We start from the raw sequence: 17,287 nt of genomic DNA, 5'->3' as shown, positions 1-17,287 counted from the left end.
GAAAACCATTGCATGGGAAGCGTAACAGAGAGGTAACACCAAAACGGCGTGCGGGCAGGAAAAGAAAAAACCGGTGGCAAAACGCCACCGGTCGAGCAATAAAACACTCAATGGCACTGACAGGTTACTGTAAACGGTCGGCTATCGGCTTAACGACGTTGACGCCATGCGGACCATAAAATTGATAAAGCGTATCGGCGGCAGCTTTGGTGAGCACCATGATTTCGATGCGCCGGTTGCTGGCAGCGTAAGGATCGTTGGGGTCCAGCAGCATGCGATCGGCCATCGCATTAACCTGCATGATGCGATCCTGCTGAATTCCCCCTTTCTCCAGTACGCGCCTTGCCGCCAGCGCGCGGTCACCGGAAAGATTCCAGTTGTTGTAGTTTTTAGCATCGCGGTAGTGCGCGGCATCGGTATGACCGGTGATCATGATCTGGTTATCGAGCCGGTTAAACACCGGCGCCAGTTCCGAGAGCAGGCGCTGAAAGAAAGGCGTCATGGTGACGCTGCCGCGCGTAAACATCATGCGGTTGCTGTCGTCCTTAAGCAGAATGCGCAGACCCTGCGGCACTTTTTCCAGCGACAGGTTGCCCTGCGCGTGGTTGGCCGCGGTGATGTCATTAATGGTATTGCTCAGCGTCTCCAGTTCGCGATCGGATCGGGAAATCACCTCTTCCAACTTCTCGGGTTCCGGCTTCGCCGCATCGCCGATCATCGCCGCACCTTTTCCACCCGCGTTAGTAATGGGCGCAAACCGTGATTCACTGAAAATGGATTCGCCGTTAAGGTGCGCCACAATCTCTTTGCGCTCATCCTGCGTCACTGAACTGACAATCCACAGCACCATAAACAGCGCCATCATCGCCAGAGTGAAGTCGGCAAAGGCCACTTTCCATGCGCCAGTATGCACGCCGTGGTGGGCCTTGCGGCTGCCGCGTTTGATAATGGTGGTGGAGTGCCCGCCTTTTCTCATGGCGTACGCTCGGTCATCTGGTTAACCCAACCATCCAGCGTGGCGAAGGTCGGTTTATTTTCCACCGGCAGCATTTTACGTCCGGCGTCCACCGCCAACAGCGTCGGTTTGCCAGCGGCATGGTTTACCAGTACGGTGCGGATACACTCAAAAACGGTCATGCGCTTTTTCATGCACTGCTCCATCGCGTTCGCCAGCGGATCCATCAGGCAGTAACAGAAAAAGACGCCGAGGAAGGTGCCGACCAGCGCGGCGGCCACTTTCAGGCCAATCAGCGCGATGGAGCCATCAATGGACTGCATGGTGATAATGATCCCCAACACCGCCGCACAGATGCCGTAGCCCGGCATCGCCTCTGCGGTACGCTGAAGCGAACGCGATGGCACCAGCAGCTCCTCTTCCACCGCTTCGATTTCGGCTTCAAGAATGCTTTCCAGTTCGTGCTCGTTGATCTTCCCCATCGCCATCAGGCGAAAGTTATCTGAAATAAAGGTGATGAAGCCTTTATCCTTCAGGATCAACGGATAGCGGGTAAACAGCGCGCTGCTGTCCGGCACGTCGATGTGTTCATCAAGCGCCTTCAGGCCGCCGTCCTGCACCAGTTCCAGCAGTTCATACATCAACATCAGCAGTTGATGTTGGAATTCATCATTCTGTTCGTCTTTACGTACCGCTGCCTTGATTTGTCCCAGCATGGCTTTCAGCACGTGTTTTGGATTGGCAATAATCAGCGCCCCGGCGCCGGCGCCAAGGATGATAACCAATTCGCCCGGCTGCCAGAACGACGACAGCTTGCCGCCCGACATCATATAGCCGCCGATCACGCTGGCCAGCACCACGATCAGCCCAATAAATTTCTGCATGATTCTTCCGCTCAGAAAAAAGTTTTAATCTTCTCGCTGATTTTTTTGTTTAATTGACAAACCCGCGCTTCAGTAAGGTTGAGCACAAGGGCGATTTCTTTCAGACTCATGTCCTGCTGGTAGTAGAGGCTGAGGATGGTTTTTTCCCGCTCGTCGAGCGATGCCAGCGCCACCGCCAGCGTGCGCTGAATGTTGACCTCCTCCTCCAGCTCGCGCCCGGCAAAAACGCCGTGATGGATCTCGCCGGAAAGCAGGTTGTCCAGGCTCTCCGTCGCACTGGCGGACTCAAGCAACAGGTACTCCTGAAACGCTTCGCAGCTCAAATTCAACTGCTCACAGATCTCCTGATCCGTTGGTTCACGTCCCAGTTTGCGTGTCATCTCGCGTATCGCATCGTTGGTCTTGTGCGTTTTCTGACGCAGGCTGCGTGGTCGCCAGTCGTGCTGGCGAAACTGATCCAGCACCGCACCGCGAACGCGCTGCATGGCATAGCTGGCGAAAAATTCATCCGGCTGGCCATAGCGTCGCAGCGATTCAAGCAGCCCCATCAGCGCCACCTGCTCGATGTCGCTCCTGTCCATCACGCTGTCGGCCTGAGACGCCAGCTGGCGCACCACCTTTTTGACCAGCGGCAGCCACTGCATCATGTAGCGGCTCTCTTCGGCCGGCGTCAGCGCGGTAACGTCGCTAAGTTCGGTAAATGTGCTCATAACCCACCGCTACTGAAAGACCATTTTAGACAGGGTAACGTCGTCGAATGGCATCGCGACGCCCATGTTTTTAAAGCATTTTTTATACTCAGCCATCAGCAGATCCCGCAGATCTGAGACCGACATATTCCGCACCTGCTGATACTCCATGGTGCTGAGAACGTCGACGGTGATGCCTTTGATTTTGGGCAACATGTTCTCGGTTTTTAGCACCATCGGTTCATCGCGCGCGGTGAGCGCCATATCCAGCAACAGATAGCGCTCTTTATGCGAGTTGCTTTTCAGGGTGATGACCTGATCCTTAATTTCAACAAAGTGCAGCGTGATCTCTTCCGGCGCGTTGCTGGAAAAAAAGGAGAACAGCGTCGTTTTATCCTGTGCGGTCTGCTGCGTGAGGTAGTGATTAGCCACAACAACCAAAACGGCAGTAAAGACGCTGGTCACCAATGCAATCAGTACATTTATTAAAATTTTCATTGTTTAAACCATTGTCAGTAGTGTGCCGTCAGTGCGTTGCCGGGGCAGCGTCACCTCTTCGTTATTGTTGGCGATCGGCGCGTCTTGCCGATACTGATGTCGCTGCTGCTGTTGCGGCTGGCGGCTGTCACCGCTCTGTGTCGACACCTGAACGTTTACCTGAACATGATGCTGTTCACTCAGGCTGGCGCGCATTTCACTGCTGATCTGTTGCAGCAGGCGAGTGATCTCCGGCTGCGCGGCCTGGATCTGAACCTGAAGCTTCCCGGATTCGTAGTGAATCGAGATATCCAGCTTGCCCAACTGAGGCGGGTCGAGCCGGATGGTGGCTTTCTGGCTCCGCTGATCGATCTGCATTTCCAGCCGTTCGCCCAGCGCTTTTTTCAGCGCTTCGGCCTGCGCCTCCGGCTGCGTCGGCAGCGCGATCGTTGGCGTTCTCGCCGCCGCAAGATCCTCTTTATTCACTATCGCAGTGACCAGCGGCGAAGCCGGTGCCTGAAGCGAGTGGACGCCCTCTTCCCGCGATGTTTGCAGCGCCTGCTGAACGGCCTTGCTGGCCAGAACCGCATCGCGCGTCGAGGTCAGCTTAAGCGGCGCTTTGACGGGTACGGCGCGCTGCTGCTCAGCCGCGGCGCCGACCTGCTCGGCAGCGGGCGCGGGCGCCGACTGCGCGGCCACAACGGTTTGCGCAGAGGGCAGCATATCCGTCCCTTGTTCGACGGGCTGCGGCACCACCGTATTCACAGCTATCTCTGGCTGAACGGGCTGTGCCGCAACGTCCAGCAGTAAATCCAGCAGCACCTGCGGATCGCTGTCGTGGTCGTCATCGGCAGGCGGTTGTTCCTGCGGCGGCAGCGTCTCAGGCGTGGCCTGTAGAATTTGTAAAGGTTGCAGCGCGGGCATTAGCATGTCCGAAAGCGGTGCCGCGGCTGCCGGTATCACCATATCCATACTGGCAACGTTGCCCTGCGGCTGAGGAGTCAGTGTTACCGGCGTCATTGGCCCTCCTCCCGATCGTTAACGAACAGCGCATAGGCCTGAAGCCCTTCGCGGCTGTGCTGATGCTGCTGAATTTTGAGATGCAGCACATCATGCTGCTCCTGGCAAATCGTGGCTGCTTTTAAATGGCTTTTACGCAGTGTCTCCAGATCGTCGCGCAGTACTTCTTGCAAACCCTGTTTGCGGATCGTCGTTAACAGCTGGCTTATGCGGCTGTCGATACGGCGGATCTCACTCCAGTTCTCTTCCTGAGCGGCTCGTTCCAGTGCACTGCCAAGCTGAAGAATGCGCTTATCCATCAGGCACTCATTCCTTCCCAGCCCTGCTGGATATTGCGGAGAATGGTTTCAACTTCATCAATTTGCTCGACGGCGAGATGATGGCTGGCGTCATAAAGGCGATAGACGCAGTAGTCATACAGGCTCGCCAGACGCAGCGACAGCTCACCGCCGCGTTCGTAATCAAGCGCGCTGGTCAGCGCGTTAAGAATATCGATGCACTTGCTGATGCTGGTCGCCTTACGTTCAAAACGCTTCGCCTGAATGTGGCCTTTGGCGCAGGTCAGCTCGTCCATCAGGCCAGTGAACAGCATCAGCACCAGCTGATGCGGCGTGGCCGCTGCGGTGCGGATCGCCAGATCCGCCTCCTGATACTGCGTAAAGTCGCTGGAATTTCCGTACATAACTGTCCTCAGAAAAATTGTCCCATCGTCTGGTTCATCTGATTGATAATGGTTTTCATATTGCTGAACTCTTTCAGATAGCGGTTGAACGTAGTGTCATAGCGCGTCTGAATCTGTTCTTCTTTAGAGGTCAACTGCGCGCTTTTGCGATCCAGGGTATCCTGGCGCTGCTTGATGGTGCCGTTGGTACCGCTCAGAAAACTGTCCAGCCCCTCTTTTTCCAGCCGCTTCAACAGGCCGCTGCTGCCTTCGAACAGGCTATTAAACGCATCCGGTTTTTCCGCCAGCGCATCCTCGAACTTGCTGCTGTCGAGCGTGAGCTGGCCGTCTTTATTGGCCGTGATACCGAAATCGCTCAGCTTGCTGCCGTTGAAACTGGTGCGTAGCAGGCTGTTAAGCGTGGTTTCAAGCAGGGTGACGCCTGAGTCACCGGCCAGCGCGCCGCGAGTAATCGATCCGTCTGCATTGCCGCTTTTGGTCAGATCGTCCAGCGATGAGCGCAGCTTGTTCCAGGCCTCGACAAACGCCTGGCCCTGTTCTTTCGTTCCGCTCAGATCGTTATCAACGTTGATCACCAGCGGCTCGTCTGCCGGGGTTTTACGCACCACGGTGAGTTCAACGCCCGGAATGGTGTCTTTAAAGGTGTTGGTGCTGCTGGTAAACGTCATGCCCGTCTCGCCATCGCCCATGACGATTTCTGCATCGCGAGCGGTGGAGATTTGCGTGGCGTTTTGCAGATGCGCATTGAGGTTTTCATCGTCGGCAGTAATGGTGACGGCGAAGTCCGCGCCGGTTTTATCGCTGCTGACCATCAGCACGTTCTGTCCGTTCTGCTTAACCAGCGACGCCGTGGCGCCCGAATCGCCGCTTTCCGCATTGATCCTGTCGCGCAGCCCGGCAAGGTTGCTGACGGTGGACATATCAATATCCACCTCTTTACCGGCAATGGTGATCTGCATATTGCCGCTGGCGGCGCGGATGTCATCGTCGGTCAGCGTCTCAAAAGCTTTCTGATCGGCGGCGGCCGTCTGCTTCACCTGCACGTTGTACAGGCCTTTTTTCGCTGATGAGCTGGCTTTCAGCGTGACGTAGCCTTCAAGACTGGCCGTGGCGCTGTTCTTCACCATGCCGCCGCTGGAACCGCTGGCGGCGAAACCCTTCAGCGCCGTCTGAAAATCGGTTAACGCCGTTTTCAAGGCGGTCAGCGCTTTCTGCTGCGCGCCGAGGGTGCTTTGCTGATTTTTTAGCTGTGAAGACTGCGCATAAATGCTGGACTGTGCGAGCTGCTGGGCAACCGTCTGGGGATCAAAATCATCTAACCAGCTCATTTTTGACTTTCCTCTTTATTTGCCGCCGCCCGCGCAGAGACGTTTCTGTATCAGTTAAATGCAAACAGCGTGCCAATTATAAATTTTATTATCTTTCAAAAAGATAAAAACTAAAAGGAAGGTTTTCTTCCGCCTGTAGCAGCCGCGATGTTCCGCCGCAGGAAAAAAAACACCGCTACGTGAGCGGTGTTTTTTTTATCAGAGCATCTTCTGGCTTAGCCCAACATGCCCAGAACCATCTGGCTCATGCCATTGGCCTGCTTCAGCATCGCCTGGCTTGACTGCGTCAGCATCTGGTTACGGGTCATCGTGGTTGCCTCAGCAGCGAAATCGGCGTCGCGAATCACACCAAGGTTGAGGTTGGTGTTGTCCTGCATGTTGGCGAGGTTAGCAGCGGTGTGGCCCAAACGGTTGATGTTCGCCCCCAGAGAAGAGCGGATACCGCCCACGGCCTGCATTGCTGTACTGATCGTATCAATAGCGATATTCGCGCCGCTTGCAGAAGAGAGATCCGCATTGAGCAGGGCCGCCAGACCGCCGGTCACCTCTTTCAGACCGCCGCTCAGATCCAGTTTCAGCACTTCGCTGCTGCCCGCGCCAATCTGGAACTGCATCTCTTTGCCCAGTTTACCGACTTCGCCGGTGCCGCTTGCACCGCTGGCGCTTGCCGCACCGATCGAGCCCAGCAGTTTTTCAGTACCGTAAGAGGTGTTGCTCATGATGTTTTCCAGCTCTGCATTCAGCTCGCCAAACTCAGCGGCGATCGCATCACGGTCATCAGCATTGTTGGTATCATCCGCTGCCTGCGTCGCAAGGTCTTTCATGCGATAGAGGATGTTATTCACTTCATCAAATGCGCCTTCAGCGGTCTGCAACATGGCGGTCGCTTTAGAGATATTCTGCTTGGCCACACCCATGCCGTTTGACTGCGCCTGCAAACGAGAAGCGATCTGGAGGCCAGCCGCGTCGTCAGCCGCAGAGTTGATGCGTTTGCCCGTACCCAGACGCTGCATAGCAATGTTTAAGCTGCCGGTGGCTTTATTCATTGCGTTAGTTGAAGTCATGGACGCTGAGTTAGTGAAAATTGATAATGCCATTTGCTTAATCTCCCCAGGAATCACCGTGATTCCGTTGCTAGTACCTGAGAAAAACGGCAGCAAAAAGGCAAAATTAAAAAACTAAAATAAAAAATATTTTATTAATAAAATTCATTAGCTTATACAAACAATTATCTTTTACTTCTGTTATTCAGATAACGTTCATGCTCAAAACGGCTTATTAAGAATATAATTGTTAGTACATCGCGTTTTTACTGGTGCAATCCTGCAAAATAATAAACATGTAACCGTGTTGTTTTACACAGCTCTACATTTTTCATACATTTACCTATCTGCCTTAATTATGTATTGGCTTAAATAAAGTTTTACGCGGCGAAATCGCCGCGAAATGTTGTGCTATAAGAAAATTCTGGTATAACCCGGCGTAACGTTTAATAGTTACATTTAAAATATCTTTTAAAAGAAACCCGCATTTAACGCAGGGTTTATATGCGCTTTCATGCTCACGCTGGTTAATCACAACCTATGACTTCTGAATGTTTCATTCATCACTGGCTTCTTGACATCAGTTCCGGCTCGTTGATTCATCAGCAGACGGGCGAACAGCGCAGGCTGGGTGAATATCAGCTTAAGCTGCTGATCGTACTGGTGCAGCACGCTGGCAAAATTCTCACCCGTGACGAGTTAAATACGCTGGTTTGGGAACGCCGGGTTATCGGTAATAACAGCCTGCCTAATGCGATTCATGCGCTGCGCGTCGCGCTGGAAGATGATGGAAAACAGCAGCGCATTATCAAAACCATCCCCAAAAAAGGCTACATTCTCGAAGCGGATTTCTGCCAGTTCCGCCGTGAGCCTGCGGAGACAGAAGAGGATGAGGTCTCGGTTGAAGAGAACCTCGCCGAACCGCTGGCAGAGGAAGAAATCAGGGAGGCGCCAGACGCTGCGCTTTCCGAATTTCAGGTTGCGCAGGCGGAGTGGAATGCCGCCACGCAACAGGAAAATGAACGCCTGACCGCGATCCGCCAGGCAAAGCGCAACCGCATCTGGCGTCGGGTGAGTCTGGTGCAGGCGCTGGCGCTGGTGGCGCTGGTGGCGCTGCTGCTTGTCATCAGACAGGCCGGCCCGCGTAATGACATGACGATGCAGGACGAAGGCGTCTACAGCAATATCCGCCTGTTTGAACTGACCCGCAGTTACGATCGCCTCGCCACCCGGGAAGATATCAATAATCTGCTCAGTTCGACGCTGTTTGCGCTTAATCAGATGATGGCCAGCCAGAAGGTGGACATGGACGTCTTTTTCTTTACTTCCGGCAGCACGCTGAATTACACCCTCGCTCTGAAAAATCGCTGTGAGCGCCGCCAGCTGGCGCTGAATATCAGCCAGTGGCATACCGACCTGTCTGAGCTTAACGACCTGATTTATCGGGAAACGGAGAGAAAGCTGAATGAAATGGCAACCTGTATCAATGAGTCTGGCAGCGTTAATGCTGCTGGTGCTGATTACCGCGCTGATTGACCACTTTACCTTTTTCCAACGCGCGTCGAGGCTTCAGCCTGACTACAATCGTGAGGCGCTTCAGCTTGGCTATTTCGATATGATCTCGAAAAATCGGGAGCTTTATGACGCCCATTTCGACGCGCAGGACAGGGCAGTGATGATGACCCTGACCAGTCCAAACGATCATCGGTTTATTGTGCGGGCAAGGCTGGAACAGCAGCGCAATCAGGAAGGCGTGAATTTTAACTACAGACTGATTTATAACTCAGAACCCACGCAGGACAGGATGTTAACCAATAACCTTGGTTTTATGGCGCGCAATGGCGTGGCCTTCGACAGGTTTGAATTTCGGGGCGAACCAGTTTTAGTCACCCCTTACGGCCTGATTATTCGTTATCGCTAAGCAAGAACATTCCGCACCCTGCCGGCCTGCACGTTAGCCTGCCCGCCCAGCGCCTGCGCCAGGGTGGCGTAGCCGCCATTTTGCAACTGTTCACCCAACTGACGCGAGGCGTCAAGCGGCGAGGTTTCGCCCTGCCACGTCGCCATACTGTCGATGCGCCGTTGGGCGCTGTCGCGCGTGGTCTGGAGGAGGCGCCGCTGTTGCGTCAGGCCCTCCAGCGTGTCCTCCAGCGTATCCATAAACGCGGCGGCGTTTTCCGGCAGGCGAAGCAGTTGCTGAAGCCCCTGTTCAAGGCTGTTTTCCGGCTGCGGTCGGATGGGGAAGAACTGGCTTTCAGGATAACGATTGCCGCCGCCCTGCACGCTGAGATGCTGACTGACCTGCGGCCAGCGCTGCTCATCAACCTGAAAGCGCAGTTGCTGCCAGCTATCAAGGCTGCCGTGTATTCCCCATTTTCCCAGTGCCTGATTGAGCTGCAACAGGTTTTGCTGCGGCGTATCGCCTTTCAGCACCGCGGCGCTGATATCGCGCTGGCGTCCGGCCAGCGAAAAGGTGAGAATTTCAGGATCGGCAGGGTTCAGCAGCGCGGTGCCGTCGTGCAGGGTGAAACTCACCTGCGCCCGGTTTTGCAGCGACAGGCGTAGTTGACGATCGACCGTGCCGCCCGACAGCGTCTCGCGGTTCGCCAGCAGCCGCTGTAGCTTTTCCGCCTGCTGCTGAAGCTCTTCCGTTCCCGCCCGGCGGGCGATGGCGTGGCTGAGCTGCAATACCTGCTTTTCCGTCGCCTGAAGAAAACTGTTCGCCTGCTGAACGGCGGTGAGCTGTCGATTGAGCTGAACGTTATAACGCAGCGGTTGAGAAGAGATAAGCGGGCGATCGGGCCAGCTCTGCTCTTTACGCGTGATTTTCAGCGATGCGTCGGAACGCGCAACGCCATCGAGCGGACGGGCGGAGAGGCCGGGCGTCAGAGAAGCCCCGACGCTGCCAGACGCCGCGCCTGAGTGGTTTACCTGCATCATGAATTCAGCTTAAATCATTGAAAACAGCGAAAGCTGTTGGATTTTAGTATAGCTTTTCTGCGCACCCAGGCTGGCGTTGTAGTACGCGGTCAGATCGATACTCGCCTGCCCCATATCCAGTTGCGTCAGGCTGCGCATCACGGTGTCGTTCACCACGGTGTTATCATCATGCGCATCTTTCAGCAGATCCAGGTTATTGTGCCGTCCGCCCAGATCGGTGTAGATCGCCGCCACTTTGCTGTGGGTGGTCTCCAGCACGTTGAAAACATCGCGCATTTCATCGCCATAGTCCGACGGAGAGAGCGTGCCGTCCTGCATTTTATCGGCGATGGCCTTCAGGGCATTCAGGGTCTCCAGATCGTCGCCGAAGGTTTCCGCGAGATGCGTGGTGATTTGTACCGATACGCCGTTGGCGACGTTGGTGGACGCGCTGTCGTTGTTGCCTGCATAGCGCCAGGCGCCGGTTTGTTCGTCATACACCACCGGCTGCTGATCGGTTTTCGTACCGGAAAACAGGTAGCGGCCATCCTCATCCCGGGTATTCATAAGCGCGATGGTGGCTTCCAGCATTGAGGAAAGCTCTTTTCCGTAACCGCTCATCTCTTCTGCCGACAGCGTGCCGCCCATCGCCTCTTCCAGTTTGTCTTTCATCGCCAGAAGCTGCTGTTCGGTGCCCTTCACGGTGGTTTCCTGTACCGAAAGATTGCCGCTTAAACGGGTGATATTGCTCTGATACTGATTGATAGCGGCCTGTTCACGGCGGATCTGCGCCATCTGCGTGCTGGCGATAGGATCGTCCGAAGGCTTGAGAATGCGGGTTTGATTGGCGATTTTGTTCTGCACGTCGAAAAGTTTACTGTTGTTGCGGTTAAAATTCGCCAACATGTTGTTATTAAAGCTCATAGTGCTGATACGCATTATGCCGTTCTCCGATTAAAACAGCGCCAGCAGATCGCTAAAAATCTGCTCGCCGGTTGCAATGATTTTCATATTTGACTGGTAGGCTTTGGTGTAAATGATAATGTTAATCGCCTCTTCGTCTTCAGAGACGCCGCTGTAGTTATCACGATCGTTCTGCGACTGCGTCAGCAGCGCGGCGGCCGACTCCAGCGCGGACTGGTTGTCCTTGCTTTTAATACCGACGGTGCTGACCAGCGTGGCGCTGGCGCTGGAGAGCGTGGTATTGCCCAGGCCGGGAATATCCATCGCCAGATTGCCGATCTCAATCAGCTTTTTCAGGTTATTGTTGTTGCCGGTTGATGCCGGATCGCTGGAAAACGCCAGTTCATCCCAGCTGATGTCGGTTAACTGGATCATGCCGTCTGCGTTGGTCGGATCAAAAACAAACAGCGGTTTGCCGGGATTGCCGTTGATATCAAAGCCCTGAGCGAGCTGGGCGTTAAACGCCTCTGCCAGCGACTTCGCCATGCCGTTCACCGAACTTTCCATGCTGTCCAGCGTCTGCGTGGCGTAGTCATTCAGGCCGCCAAGCGTGCCGCCGCAGGCCATATCCACCTGAAAGGTCGCGCTGGAAAAGCGCATGCTCAGGCCCATTTTTCCGGTGGCGTCCTGTTTCATTTCCAGCGTACCGGCGGTGGAGCCACTCACCAGCGGCTGCCCTGAGTTCATGGCGATGGTGTAGCTGCCATCGCTGCTTTCATTGACGCTTATCTCAACGTAGCTACTCAGCTCGTTAACCAGCTGATCGCGCTGATCGCGCATGATGCTGGTGTCGCCGCCCAGCGCTTCCGTTTCGGCAATTTTCTTGTTGTAGTCGGCAATGTTGCCGCTCAGCACGTTGATGCTGCCTACGGTGTTTTGCTGCTGAGAGCGAATATCGGAGCGCTGCTTATTAATAAAGTCCTGAAGCTTGTTGAAGCGCAGCGTCATCTGTTTGGCGGTGGTGATCACATCCTGCCGCATCGCCTGGTTTTCAGGCTTTTCTGTTGCCCCATTCAGCGCGGCAAACAGATTATCCAGACCGTCGCCCAGCCCGGACGTTTCGGAACCGACAATGGTTTCAAGCTGGCTCAGATAGTTTTGCGACGTAGCATAGAAATTACCCGCCGTGTTGGCGCGCCATACCTGGCCAATCAAAAACTGATCCGCCATGCGGCGAATGCTGGTCACCTCCACGCCGCTGCCGCCGGTAAATCGCGATCCGCCCATCGGGCCGATTGCCATCTGCTCAACGCGCTGGCGGGTGTAGCCAGGCGTCGCCATATTGGCAGTGTTGAGCGCCGCAACGTTAAGCTGCGTCTGCGCTGCGTTCATGCCGCTGTAACCAATATCAAACAGACTGTTCATCTTCCCCTCTCAAATGATGACGTCAGATCGCTGCCCGAAAAAGGCGACGCCGGATACGCCATTCTTAAATGTCGCCTGCCGCCGCTATTTTTTCTCGCCCGCGGGTGAAAGCTGATTAATCAGTAATGCCGCAATGCCGGTGCTGCGCTGGCTGGCCAGCGTTTGCGCCAGCGCGTCGTCATAAAAGTCACGGACGGTACGCGATTCACGACTGCTGAACATGCCGCTTTCACTGGCGAAAACGTCGGCGCTTTTGCGCATCTCCGCCAGCATCTGCCGCAAAAACATCGCTTCAAACTGGCCGGCGGCCTGCTCCAGCGTGGTGGGCTTCGCCGCCCCCGCAGGGGCCGCCGGAGAGGAGAAATTGAGTTTATCGATCATCACATCACCACCAGCTCAGCATCCAGCGCACCCGCTTCGTGCAGCGCTTGTAAAATGGCCATGGTGTCGTCCGGCGACGCGCCAAGGCTGTTAATGGTATTAACAATGCTGCGCAGGCTGGTGCCCGCCGGAACCATCACCATTTGCCCGCTGCCGCGTGACACACCGATATCGCTCTGCGGCGTAACGGCGGTTTGCCCCTGACCGAGCGGCGCGGGTTGGCTGACGTTGCTGCTTTCGCGAATGGTGACCGTGAGGTTGCCGTGGGAAACGGCAGCCGCCCTGACCACAATGCCCTCGCCCATCACCACCGTGCCGGTGCGCGCGTTGAAAACTACCCGCGCAGGCTGTTTGCCCGCGTCGATCTGCACCTCCTCCAGCATCGACATAAACGCGACGCGCGCCCCCGCGTCCTGCGGCGCGCTGACCGACACGTTGGTTGCGCTTTTCGCCACCGCCGTGTTGCCGCCGAAACGCTGGTTCAGCGCCAGCGCGATATTGTTGGCGGTTTTAAAACTGGGGCGTTTCAGGTTGAGGTTAATTTCGCCGCCCTCCTGGAAATCGCTGGGCACCTCACGCTCGACGGTGGCGCCGTTGGGAATAAGGCCGACCGTCGGCGTGTTGATGGTCACGCTGGATCCGCTGTCGCCTTCCGCCTTGATGCCGCCCACCACCACATTACCCTGCGCCAGCGCATAGACTTCGCCGTCCGCGCCGCGAAGCTGGGTCAACAGTAGCGTGCCGCCGCGCAGGCTTTTGGCATCGCCGATGGAAGAGACGGTGACGTTGATGGTTTGTCCGCGTGCATACATCGGCGGCAGCGTTGCGCTCAGCGCCACCGCCGCCACGTTTTTCACTTTTGGATCGATTTTAGGCGGCATCTGCACGCCGAACTGGCGCAGCATATTGGTCACCGACTGATTGGTGAAGCGCACCTGATTACGATCGCCGGTGCCGTCCAGCCCCACCACCAGGCTGTAGCCCACCAGCTGGTTGCCGCGAATGCCCTGCACATCCACCAGTTGACTGAGCGGTTGGGCATGCGCCGGATGCCGCGCCAGCATCAGGGCGACAAACAGAAACGGAAAGAAATAACGAACCATTGAGAAACCTTTAAATCGGGAACAGCGGATGATTGAAAAAGCGCGTCAGCCAGCCAGCGGAATTGGCGTCGCTGAGCGCGCCGCGTCCCGCATAGGTGATGCGTGCGTTGGCGATGCGCTGCGACGAAACCGAGTTATCCCGCTCAATATCATCGGCGCGGACCAGCCCGGTCACGCGCATGTATTCGTCGCCCTGGTTGAGCGTCAGCCACTTTTCACCGCGAATAACCAGGACGCCGTTCGCCAGCACCTGGTGCACGGCGACGGTTATGGCACCGCGCAGCATGTTCTGCTGAGCCGTGGTGGCGTTGCCGTTAAAATTGCGATTGCCGGAAACGGAGCCGCTCAGTTTATCGAGGGTGTTACCCATCAGCGTTGGCGCACCCAGCTCCACGTCGTTTTTCTTGCCGAAGTTGGTTTTCGCCTGTTTGCTCGCCTGGGTGGACTCATCCAGACGCACGGTCAGGATATCGCCCACGCGGTAGGCGCGGCGATCCTGCATCAGCGACCAGTTATAGCCGCTGTGATACAGGCCGCCGCCCCGTACTGGCTCAACCGGCAGGGACAGCTCTTCCGGTGGCGCAAAGGCGGCATCGTCTTTCGTCACCAGAAAAGGTGAACTTTCACAGCCGCTGAGCAGCAGCATGGCGCCCAGCAGCATGATATGTACTTTCATTATTAACCTGTCAGTTGTGTACGAGCGTTGCAGAGAGGAAGCCGCGCTTCCTCAACCGGCGTTACACCTGCTGATTAAGGAACTTCAGCATGTCGTCCGCCGCCGAAACCATTTTGGCGTTCATTTCATACGCGCGCTGGACGGTGATCATGTCCACCATCTCCTCAACGACCTGCACGTTGGAACCTTCCAGCGAACCCTGCTCCAGCTCGCCAAACGCGTCTTCTCCCGGCACGCCTTCGTACGCCTCGCCGCTGGCGACCGTTTCGCGGTAAAGGTTGCCGCCGAGGGCTTCAAGCCCGGCCGGATTGACGAAGTTCACCAGGGTGATTTGCCCCAGATTGGCCGGTTCATCCTCACCGCCCACCTGCGCGGTGACGGTGCCGTCTTTGGCAATGCCGATGCTTTTGGTGCCCTCCGGCAGCTCAATATTGGGCACCAGCGGATAGCCAGAAGCGTTAGTCAGCACGCCATCGGGACTGATGCGGAGATTACCGGCACGGGTGTAGGCGATATCGCCGCTGGGGGTTTCCACCTGCAAAAAACCCTGGCCGGTAATCGCCACGTCCAGCTCTTTTGAGGTGTTCTGGATGGCGCCAACGGTGAACGATTTTTCCGTGCCGTTGATTTTTACTCCGCTGCCAAACTGAATGCCGCTGGCGAGGTTGTTGTTTTGATCCTGACCGGCGCCGGGCGCGCGCTGCGTCTGATAGAAGAGATCTTCAAACACGACCCGGTCACGTTTAAAGCCGGTGGTGTTGACGTTGGCCAGGTTGTTGGAGATCGCCGCCATTTTGGCATCCTGCGCCGCCAGGCCGGTTTTACTTACCCATAATGCTGGATTCATTGCTCTGCTTCCTTTTCGATTAACTGCCGCGAATCAGGCGGTTACCCGCCTGAGCAAGGGTTTCCGCCGCTTTCATCATTTTGATTTGCGCCTCGAACTGGCGACTGAGCGAGACGGTCGCCACCATTTCATTGATGGCCGAAACGTTGCTGGTTTCCAGATGTTCGCTGGCGATCTGCACCGCTTCGCTGCGTGGCGTGGTCGCACGGTCGCCGATCAACAACCCGTTATTGTTTTTACTCAGACGACTGGCCGGAATATCCACCAGCTTGATACGCTCCACGTCCATCGCGGCATTCACGTCGCCGTTTTCCGGCACCACGGCAATGGTGCCGTCGTCGGCTATCGCCAGTTGTGAATAAGGCGGCAGTTGGATTGGGCCGTTGTCGCCCAGCACCGGCAACCCGCCAATGGTCAGGTTGCCCATATCGTCAACGTCGATATGTCCGCCACGCGTATAGACTTCGCGGCGGCCCTCTCTGAGGGCGATCAGCCCATCGCCACGGATACCGATATCCAGTTCGCGTCCGGTTTCACGCAGCGCGCCGGGGGCCATATTGACCCCGCCGTTCTGGCTGTTGACCTGGAAGCGCGAGTCGTAACCGTAGCCGTTGACCCGCTGTGAAGCGGCGCGCTCCAGGTCAGCGCGGAAGCCTTCGGTATTGGCGTTAGCGAGATTGTTGGCGTGGATCATCTGCTGATTCAGACTGCGATTTGCGCCGCTCACGGCGGTATAAATTAAGCGGTCCATGGTTAAATTGCCTGGAACAGAGCGTTCATCATCTGATCGTTGGTCGAGATGACTTTGGTGTTTGCCTGGTAATTGCGCTGAGTGGACATCAGTTCGACCAGTTCAGCAGTGAGATTAACGTTGGAGGACTCCAGCGCCGCAGACTTGATCAGCCCGTACATGCCGGATTTTGGCGTACCCAGCAGCGGATTGCCGGAGCTGTTGGTCTGTTCCCACGCCGTGCCGTCGATAGACTTCAGGCCGTCGGCATTAGTGAAGTTCGCCAGCACCAGCTGTCCCTGAAGCAGGCGCTGGCCGTTGCTGTAGGTGGCGTAAACCATGCCGTCTTCATCAATCTGCTGTCCGGTCTGCTCGCCGGATTTATAGCCGTCGGATTTGTTTTTGCTGACGGCGAAGTCAGAACCGTACTGGCTGCAACCGCTGTAGCTGAATTTAATTTCTAAATCTTTCGCGCCGGGAATGGCGCCGGTGACGGTCACGGGCTCCGTCGGCGCGATTAATACGCCGTTGGTATCAAACTGCATTTCCGCCGTGGTGGCCCCGGTTTTGTCGCCATCCACCACATAATGCGCGGTCCATTTATTGTCATCGGTTTTGACAAAGTACTGCGTTACCGTGTGTTCACGGCCCAGCGAATCAAAGACCTGCGTGGTGTAGCTTTTGTTAAAGGTCTCTTTGTTTTCCGGATCGAATGCTGGCGTGGCGGGCTTTGCCTCTTCGCGCGCGTCCAGGTTGGCCACGAATTCCACAGAGGAGGTCGATTTTGCCGGCAGGCCCGCCGCGTTAATTTGCAGATCGCTCACCGTACCGGTTTGCAGCTTGCCCTCGGCGTCTATCGGATATCCCTGAAGTTTGCCGCCGAGATTGTTGACCAGAAAACCGTTCGCGTCTTTTCCGAAGTAGCCCGCGCGAGTGTAGGTGGTGGAGCCGTTGGTATCACGCACCACAAAAAAACCGTTGCCGTTGATCGCCAGATCCAGACTACGTCCCGTTGCAGAGATGTTGCCGCCGGAAGAGATGCTCTGCGAAACGTTGCTGACGCCCACGCCGAGCGGCGTGCTGCCTGCGTAGAGCGCCGCGAACTCGGCGCGCATGGATTTATAACCGGTGGTGTTGCTGTTGGCGATGTTGTTACTGATCGCATTAAGCTGTTCGGTGATGGCGTTCAGGCCGGAAGTCGCAATATTAAAACTCATGATAATTC

At 56.0% G+C, this 17,287-nt stretch carries 20 protein-coding genes; 2 read left to right on the top strand and 18 right to left on the bottom strand.

Going from position 1 to position 17,287, the window contains the following annotated elements:
• Positions 1 to 124: 124 nt before the first annotated feature.
• From lafU to GS12_RS01950, 9 genes are all read right to left on the bottom strand, one after another.
• Complete coding sequence (gene lafU, locus GS12_RS01990; protein WP_034943449.1) at positions 125 to 976, bottom strand: putative lateral flagellar export/assembly protein LafU; 852 nt, start codon at positions 974 to 976, stop codon at positions 125 to 127.
• Entirely contained in the window at positions 973 to 1,839 is an 867-nt protein-coding gene (motA, locus tag GS12_RS01985) for a flagellar motor stator protein MotA (RefSeq protein WP_034943447.1), read from the bottom strand. The genes lafU and motA overlap by 4 nt, the downstream gene beginning before the upstream one ends.
• Before the next feature lie 11 nt (positions 1,840 to 1,850).
• Entirely contained in the window at positions 1,851 to 2,549 is a 699-nt protein-coding gene (locus GS12_RS01980) for a FliA/WhiG family RNA polymerase sigma factor (RefSeq protein ID WP_034943445.1), read from the bottom strand.
• 9 nt (positions 2,550 to 2,558) lie between these two features.
• On the bottom strand, positions 2,559 to 3,026 hold the full coding sequence (locus GS12_RS01975; protein WP_034943443.1) for a flagellar basal body-associated FliL family protein: 468 nt from the start codon (positions 3,024 to 3,026) through the stop codon (positions 2,559 to 2,561).
• Positions 3,027 to 3,029: 3 nt separating this feature from the next.
• On the bottom strand, positions 3,030 to 4,025 hold the full coding sequence (locus GS12_RS24805; protein ID WP_052118327.1) for a flagellar hook-length control protein FliK: 996 nt from the start codon (positions 4,023 to 4,025) through the stop codon (positions 3,030 to 3,032).
• Positions 4,022 to 4,324: a hypothetical protein gene (locus GS12_RS01965; protein WP_034943441.1), complete on the bottom strand. Its 303-nt coding sequence runs from the start codon at positions 4,322 to 4,324 to the stop codon at positions 4,022 to 4,024. The genes GS12_RS24805 and GS12_RS01965 overlap by 4 nt, the downstream gene beginning before the upstream one ends.
• Positions 4,324 to 4,707 carry a flagellar export chaperone FliS gene (gene fliS, locus GS12_RS01960; RefSeq protein WP_034943439.1) on the bottom strand — a complete coding sequence of 128 codons (384 nt, stop codon included), beginning with the start codon at positions 4,705 to 4,707 and terminating at the stop codon, positions 4,324 to 4,326. Before fliS ends, GS12_RS01965 begins: the two co-directional genes overlap by 1 nt.
• Before the next feature lie 8 nt (positions 4,708 to 4,715).
• Complete coding sequence (gene fliD / locus GS12_RS01955) at positions 4,716 to 6,035, bottom strand: flagellar filament capping protein FliD (protein ID WP_034943436.1); 1,320 nt, start codon at positions 6,033 to 6,035, stop codon at positions 4,716 to 4,718.
• 215 nt (positions 6,036 to 6,250) lie between these two features.
• Positions 6,251 to 7,132 carry a flagellin N-terminal helical domain-containing protein gene (locus GS12_RS01950; RefSeq protein ID WP_034943434.1) on the bottom strand — a complete coding sequence of 294 codons (882 nt, stop codon included), beginning with the start codon at positions 7,130 to 7,132 and terminating at the stop codon, positions 6,251 to 6,253.
• 486 nt (positions 7,133 to 7,618) lie between these two features.
• Here GS12_RS01950 and GS12_RS01945 point away from each other — a divergent pair, with 486 nt between their 5' ends.
• Both GS12_RS01945 and GS12_RS01940 read left to right on the top strand, forming a co-directional pair.
• Entirely contained in the window at positions 7,619 to 8,614 is a 996-nt protein-coding gene (locus GS12_RS01945) for a winged helix-turn-helix domain-containing protein (RefSeq protein ID WP_052118326.1), read from the top strand.
• On the top strand, positions 8,544 to 8,999 hold the full coding sequence (locus tag GS12_RS01940) for a hypothetical protein (RefSeq protein ID WP_034943432.1): 456 nt from the start codon (positions 8,544 to 8,546) through the stop codon (positions 8,997 to 8,999). Before GS12_RS01945 ends, GS12_RS01940 begins: the two co-directional genes overlap by 71 nt.
• On the opposite strand, the gene GS12_RS01935 is transcribed toward GS12_RS01940, so the two are convergent.
• The 9 genes from GS12_RS01935 to flgE all read right to left on the bottom strand — a co-directional run bounded on the left by GS12_RS01935 (position 8,996) and on the right by flgE (position 17,279).
• Positions 8,996 to 10,018, bottom strand: coding sequence for a hypothetical protein (locus GS12_RS01935; RefSeq protein ID WP_152601334.1), 1,023 nt, complete (start codon positions 10,016 to 10,018; stop codon positions 8,996 to 8,998). The genes GS12_RS01940 and GS12_RS01935 overlap by 4 nt on opposite strands.
• 9 nt (positions 10,019 to 10,027) lie before the next feature.
• Complete coding sequence (gene flgL, locus GS12_RS01930) at positions 10,028 to 10,936, bottom strand: flagellar hook-associated protein FlgL (RefSeq protein WP_034943428.1); 909 nt, start codon at positions 10,934 to 10,936, stop codon at positions 10,028 to 10,030.
• Between the two features lie 15 nt (positions 10,937 to 10,951).
• Entirely contained in the window at positions 10,952 to 12,325 is a 1,374-nt protein-coding gene (flgK, locus tag GS12_RS01925) for a flagellar hook-associated protein FlgK (RefSeq protein WP_034943427.1), read from the bottom strand.
• Positions 12,326 to 12,409: 84 nt separating this feature from the next.
• Complete coding sequence (locus GS12_RS01920) at positions 12,410 to 12,706, bottom strand: rod-binding protein (RefSeq protein WP_034943425.1); 297 nt, start codon at positions 12,704 to 12,706, stop codon at positions 12,410 to 12,412.
• Complete coding sequence (locus GS12_RS01915) at positions 12,706 to 13,809, bottom strand: flagellar basal body P-ring protein FlgI (RefSeq protein ID WP_034943423.1); 1,104 nt, start codon at positions 13,807 to 13,809, stop codon at positions 12,706 to 12,708. Before GS12_RS01915 ends, GS12_RS01920 begins: the two co-directional genes overlap by 1 nt.
• A gap of 10 nt (positions 13,810 to 13,819) precedes the next feature.
• Entirely contained in the window at positions 13,820 to 14,485 is a 666-nt protein-coding gene (gene flgH, locus GS12_RS01910) for a flagellar basal body L-ring protein FlgH (RefSeq protein WP_034943421.1), read from the bottom strand.
• Between the two features lie 61 nt (positions 14,486 to 14,546).
• The gene (flgG, locus tag GS12_RS01905) at positions 14,547 to 15,332 is read right to left on the bottom strand and encodes a flagellar basal-body rod protein FlgG (protein WP_034943419.1); all 786 of its coding nucleotides are present in this window, start codon (positions 15,330 to 15,332) and stop codon (positions 14,547 to 14,549) included.
• A 19-nt stretch (positions 15,333 to 15,351) separates the two neighbouring features.
• Positions 15,352 to 16,083, bottom strand: coding sequence for a flagellar basal body rod protein FlgF (locus tag GS12_RS01900; RefSeq protein WP_034943417.1), 732 nt, complete (start codon positions 16,081 to 16,083; stop codon positions 15,352 to 15,354).
• A 2-nt stretch (positions 16,084 to 16,085) separates the two neighbouring features.
• Positions 16,086 to 17,279, bottom strand: coding sequence for a flagellar hook protein FlgE (flgE, locus tag GS12_RS01895; RefSeq protein ID WP_034943415.1), 1,194 nt, complete (start codon positions 17,277 to 17,279; stop codon positions 16,086 to 16,088).
• Positions 17,280 to 17,287: the final 8 nt, after the last annotated feature.

The sequence above is a fragment of the Erwinia oleae genome (genome assembly GCF_000770305.1).
In the GTDB taxonomy this organism is placed as follows: Bacteria; Pseudomonadota; Gammaproteobacteria; order Enterobacterales; family Enterobacteriaceae; genus Erwinia; species Erwinia oleae.
Note: the sequence above shows the minus strand (reverse complement) of the source record. Positions and strands in the feature narration are given on the sequence as shown.

Bases quoted from the DNA above. Each gene is read 5' to 3' on its own strand.
- lafU (WP_034943449.1), bottom strand. From the start codon at position 976: ATGAGAAAAGGCGGGCACTCCACCACCATTATCAAACGCGGCAGCCGC.
- motA (WP_034943447.1), bottom strand. From the start codon at position 1,839: ATGCAGAAATTTATTGGGCTGATCGTGGTGCTGGCCAGCGTGATCGGC.
- GS12_RS01980 (WP_034943445.1), bottom strand. From the start codon at position 2,549: ATGAGCACATTTACCGAACTTAGCGACGTTACCGCGCTGACGCCGGCC.
- GS12_RS01975 (WP_034943443.1), bottom strand. From the start codon at position 3,026: ATGAAAATTTTAATAAATGTACTGATTGCATTGGTGACCAGCGTCTTT.
- GS12_RS24805 (WP_052118327.1), bottom strand. From the start codon at position 4,025: ATGACGCCGGTAACACTGACTCCTCAGCCGCAGGGCAACGTTGCCAGT.
- GS12_RS01965 (WP_034943441.1), bottom strand. From the start codon at position 4,324: ATGGATAAGCGCATTCTTCAGCTTGGCAGTGCACTGGAACGAGCCGCT.
- fliS (WP_034943439.1), bottom strand. From the start codon at position 4,707: ATGTACGGAAATTCCAGCGACTTTACGCAGTATCAGGAGGCGGATCTG.
- fliD (WP_034943436.1), bottom strand. From the start codon at position 6,035: ATGAGCTGGTTAGATGATTTTGATCCCCAGACGGTTGCCCAGCAGCTC.
- GS12_RS01950 (WP_034943434.1), bottom strand. From the start codon at position 7,132: ATGGCATTATCAATTTTCACTAACTCAGCGTCCATGACTTCAACTAAC.
- GS12_RS01945 (WP_052118326.1), top strand. From the start codon at position 7,619: ATGACTTCTGAATGTTTCATTCATCACTGGCTTCTTGACATCAGTTCC.
- GS12_RS01940 (WP_034943432.1), top strand. From the start codon at position 8,544: ATGAAATGGCAACCTGTATCAATGAGTCTGGCAGCGTTAATGCTGCTG.
- GS12_RS01935 (WP_152601334.1), bottom strand. From the start codon at position 10,018: ATGATGCAGGTAAACCACTCAGGCGCGGCGTCTGGCAGCGTCGGGGCT.
- flgL (WP_034943428.1), bottom strand. From the start codon at position 10,936: ATGCGTATCAGCACTATGAGCTTTAATAACAACATGTTGGCGAATTTT.
- flgK (WP_034943427.1), bottom strand. From the start codon at position 12,325: ATGAACAGTCTGTTTGATATTGGTTACAGCGGCATGAACGCAGCGCAG.
- GS12_RS01920 (WP_034943425.1), bottom strand. From the start codon at position 12,706: ATGATCGATAAACTCAATTTCTCCTCTCCGGCGGCCCCTGCGGGGGCG.
- GS12_RS01915 (WP_034943423.1), bottom strand. From the start codon at position 13,809: ATGGTTCGTTATTTCTTTCCGTTTCTGTTTGTCGCCCTGATGCTGGCG.
- flgH (WP_034943421.1), bottom strand. From the start codon at position 14,485: ATGAAAGTACATATCATGCTGCTGGGCGCCATGCTGCTGCTCAGCGGC.
- flgG (WP_034943419.1), bottom strand. From the start codon at position 15,332: ATGAATCCAGCATTATGGGTAAGTAAAACCGGCCTGGCGGCGCAGGAT.
- GS12_RS01900 (WP_034943417.1), bottom strand. From the start codon at position 16,083: ATGGACCGCTTAATTTATACCGCCGTGAGCGGCGCAAATCGCAGTCTG.
- flgE (WP_034943415.1), bottom strand. From the start codon at position 17,279: ATGAGTTTTAATATTGCGACTTCCGGCCTGAACGCCATCACCGAACAG.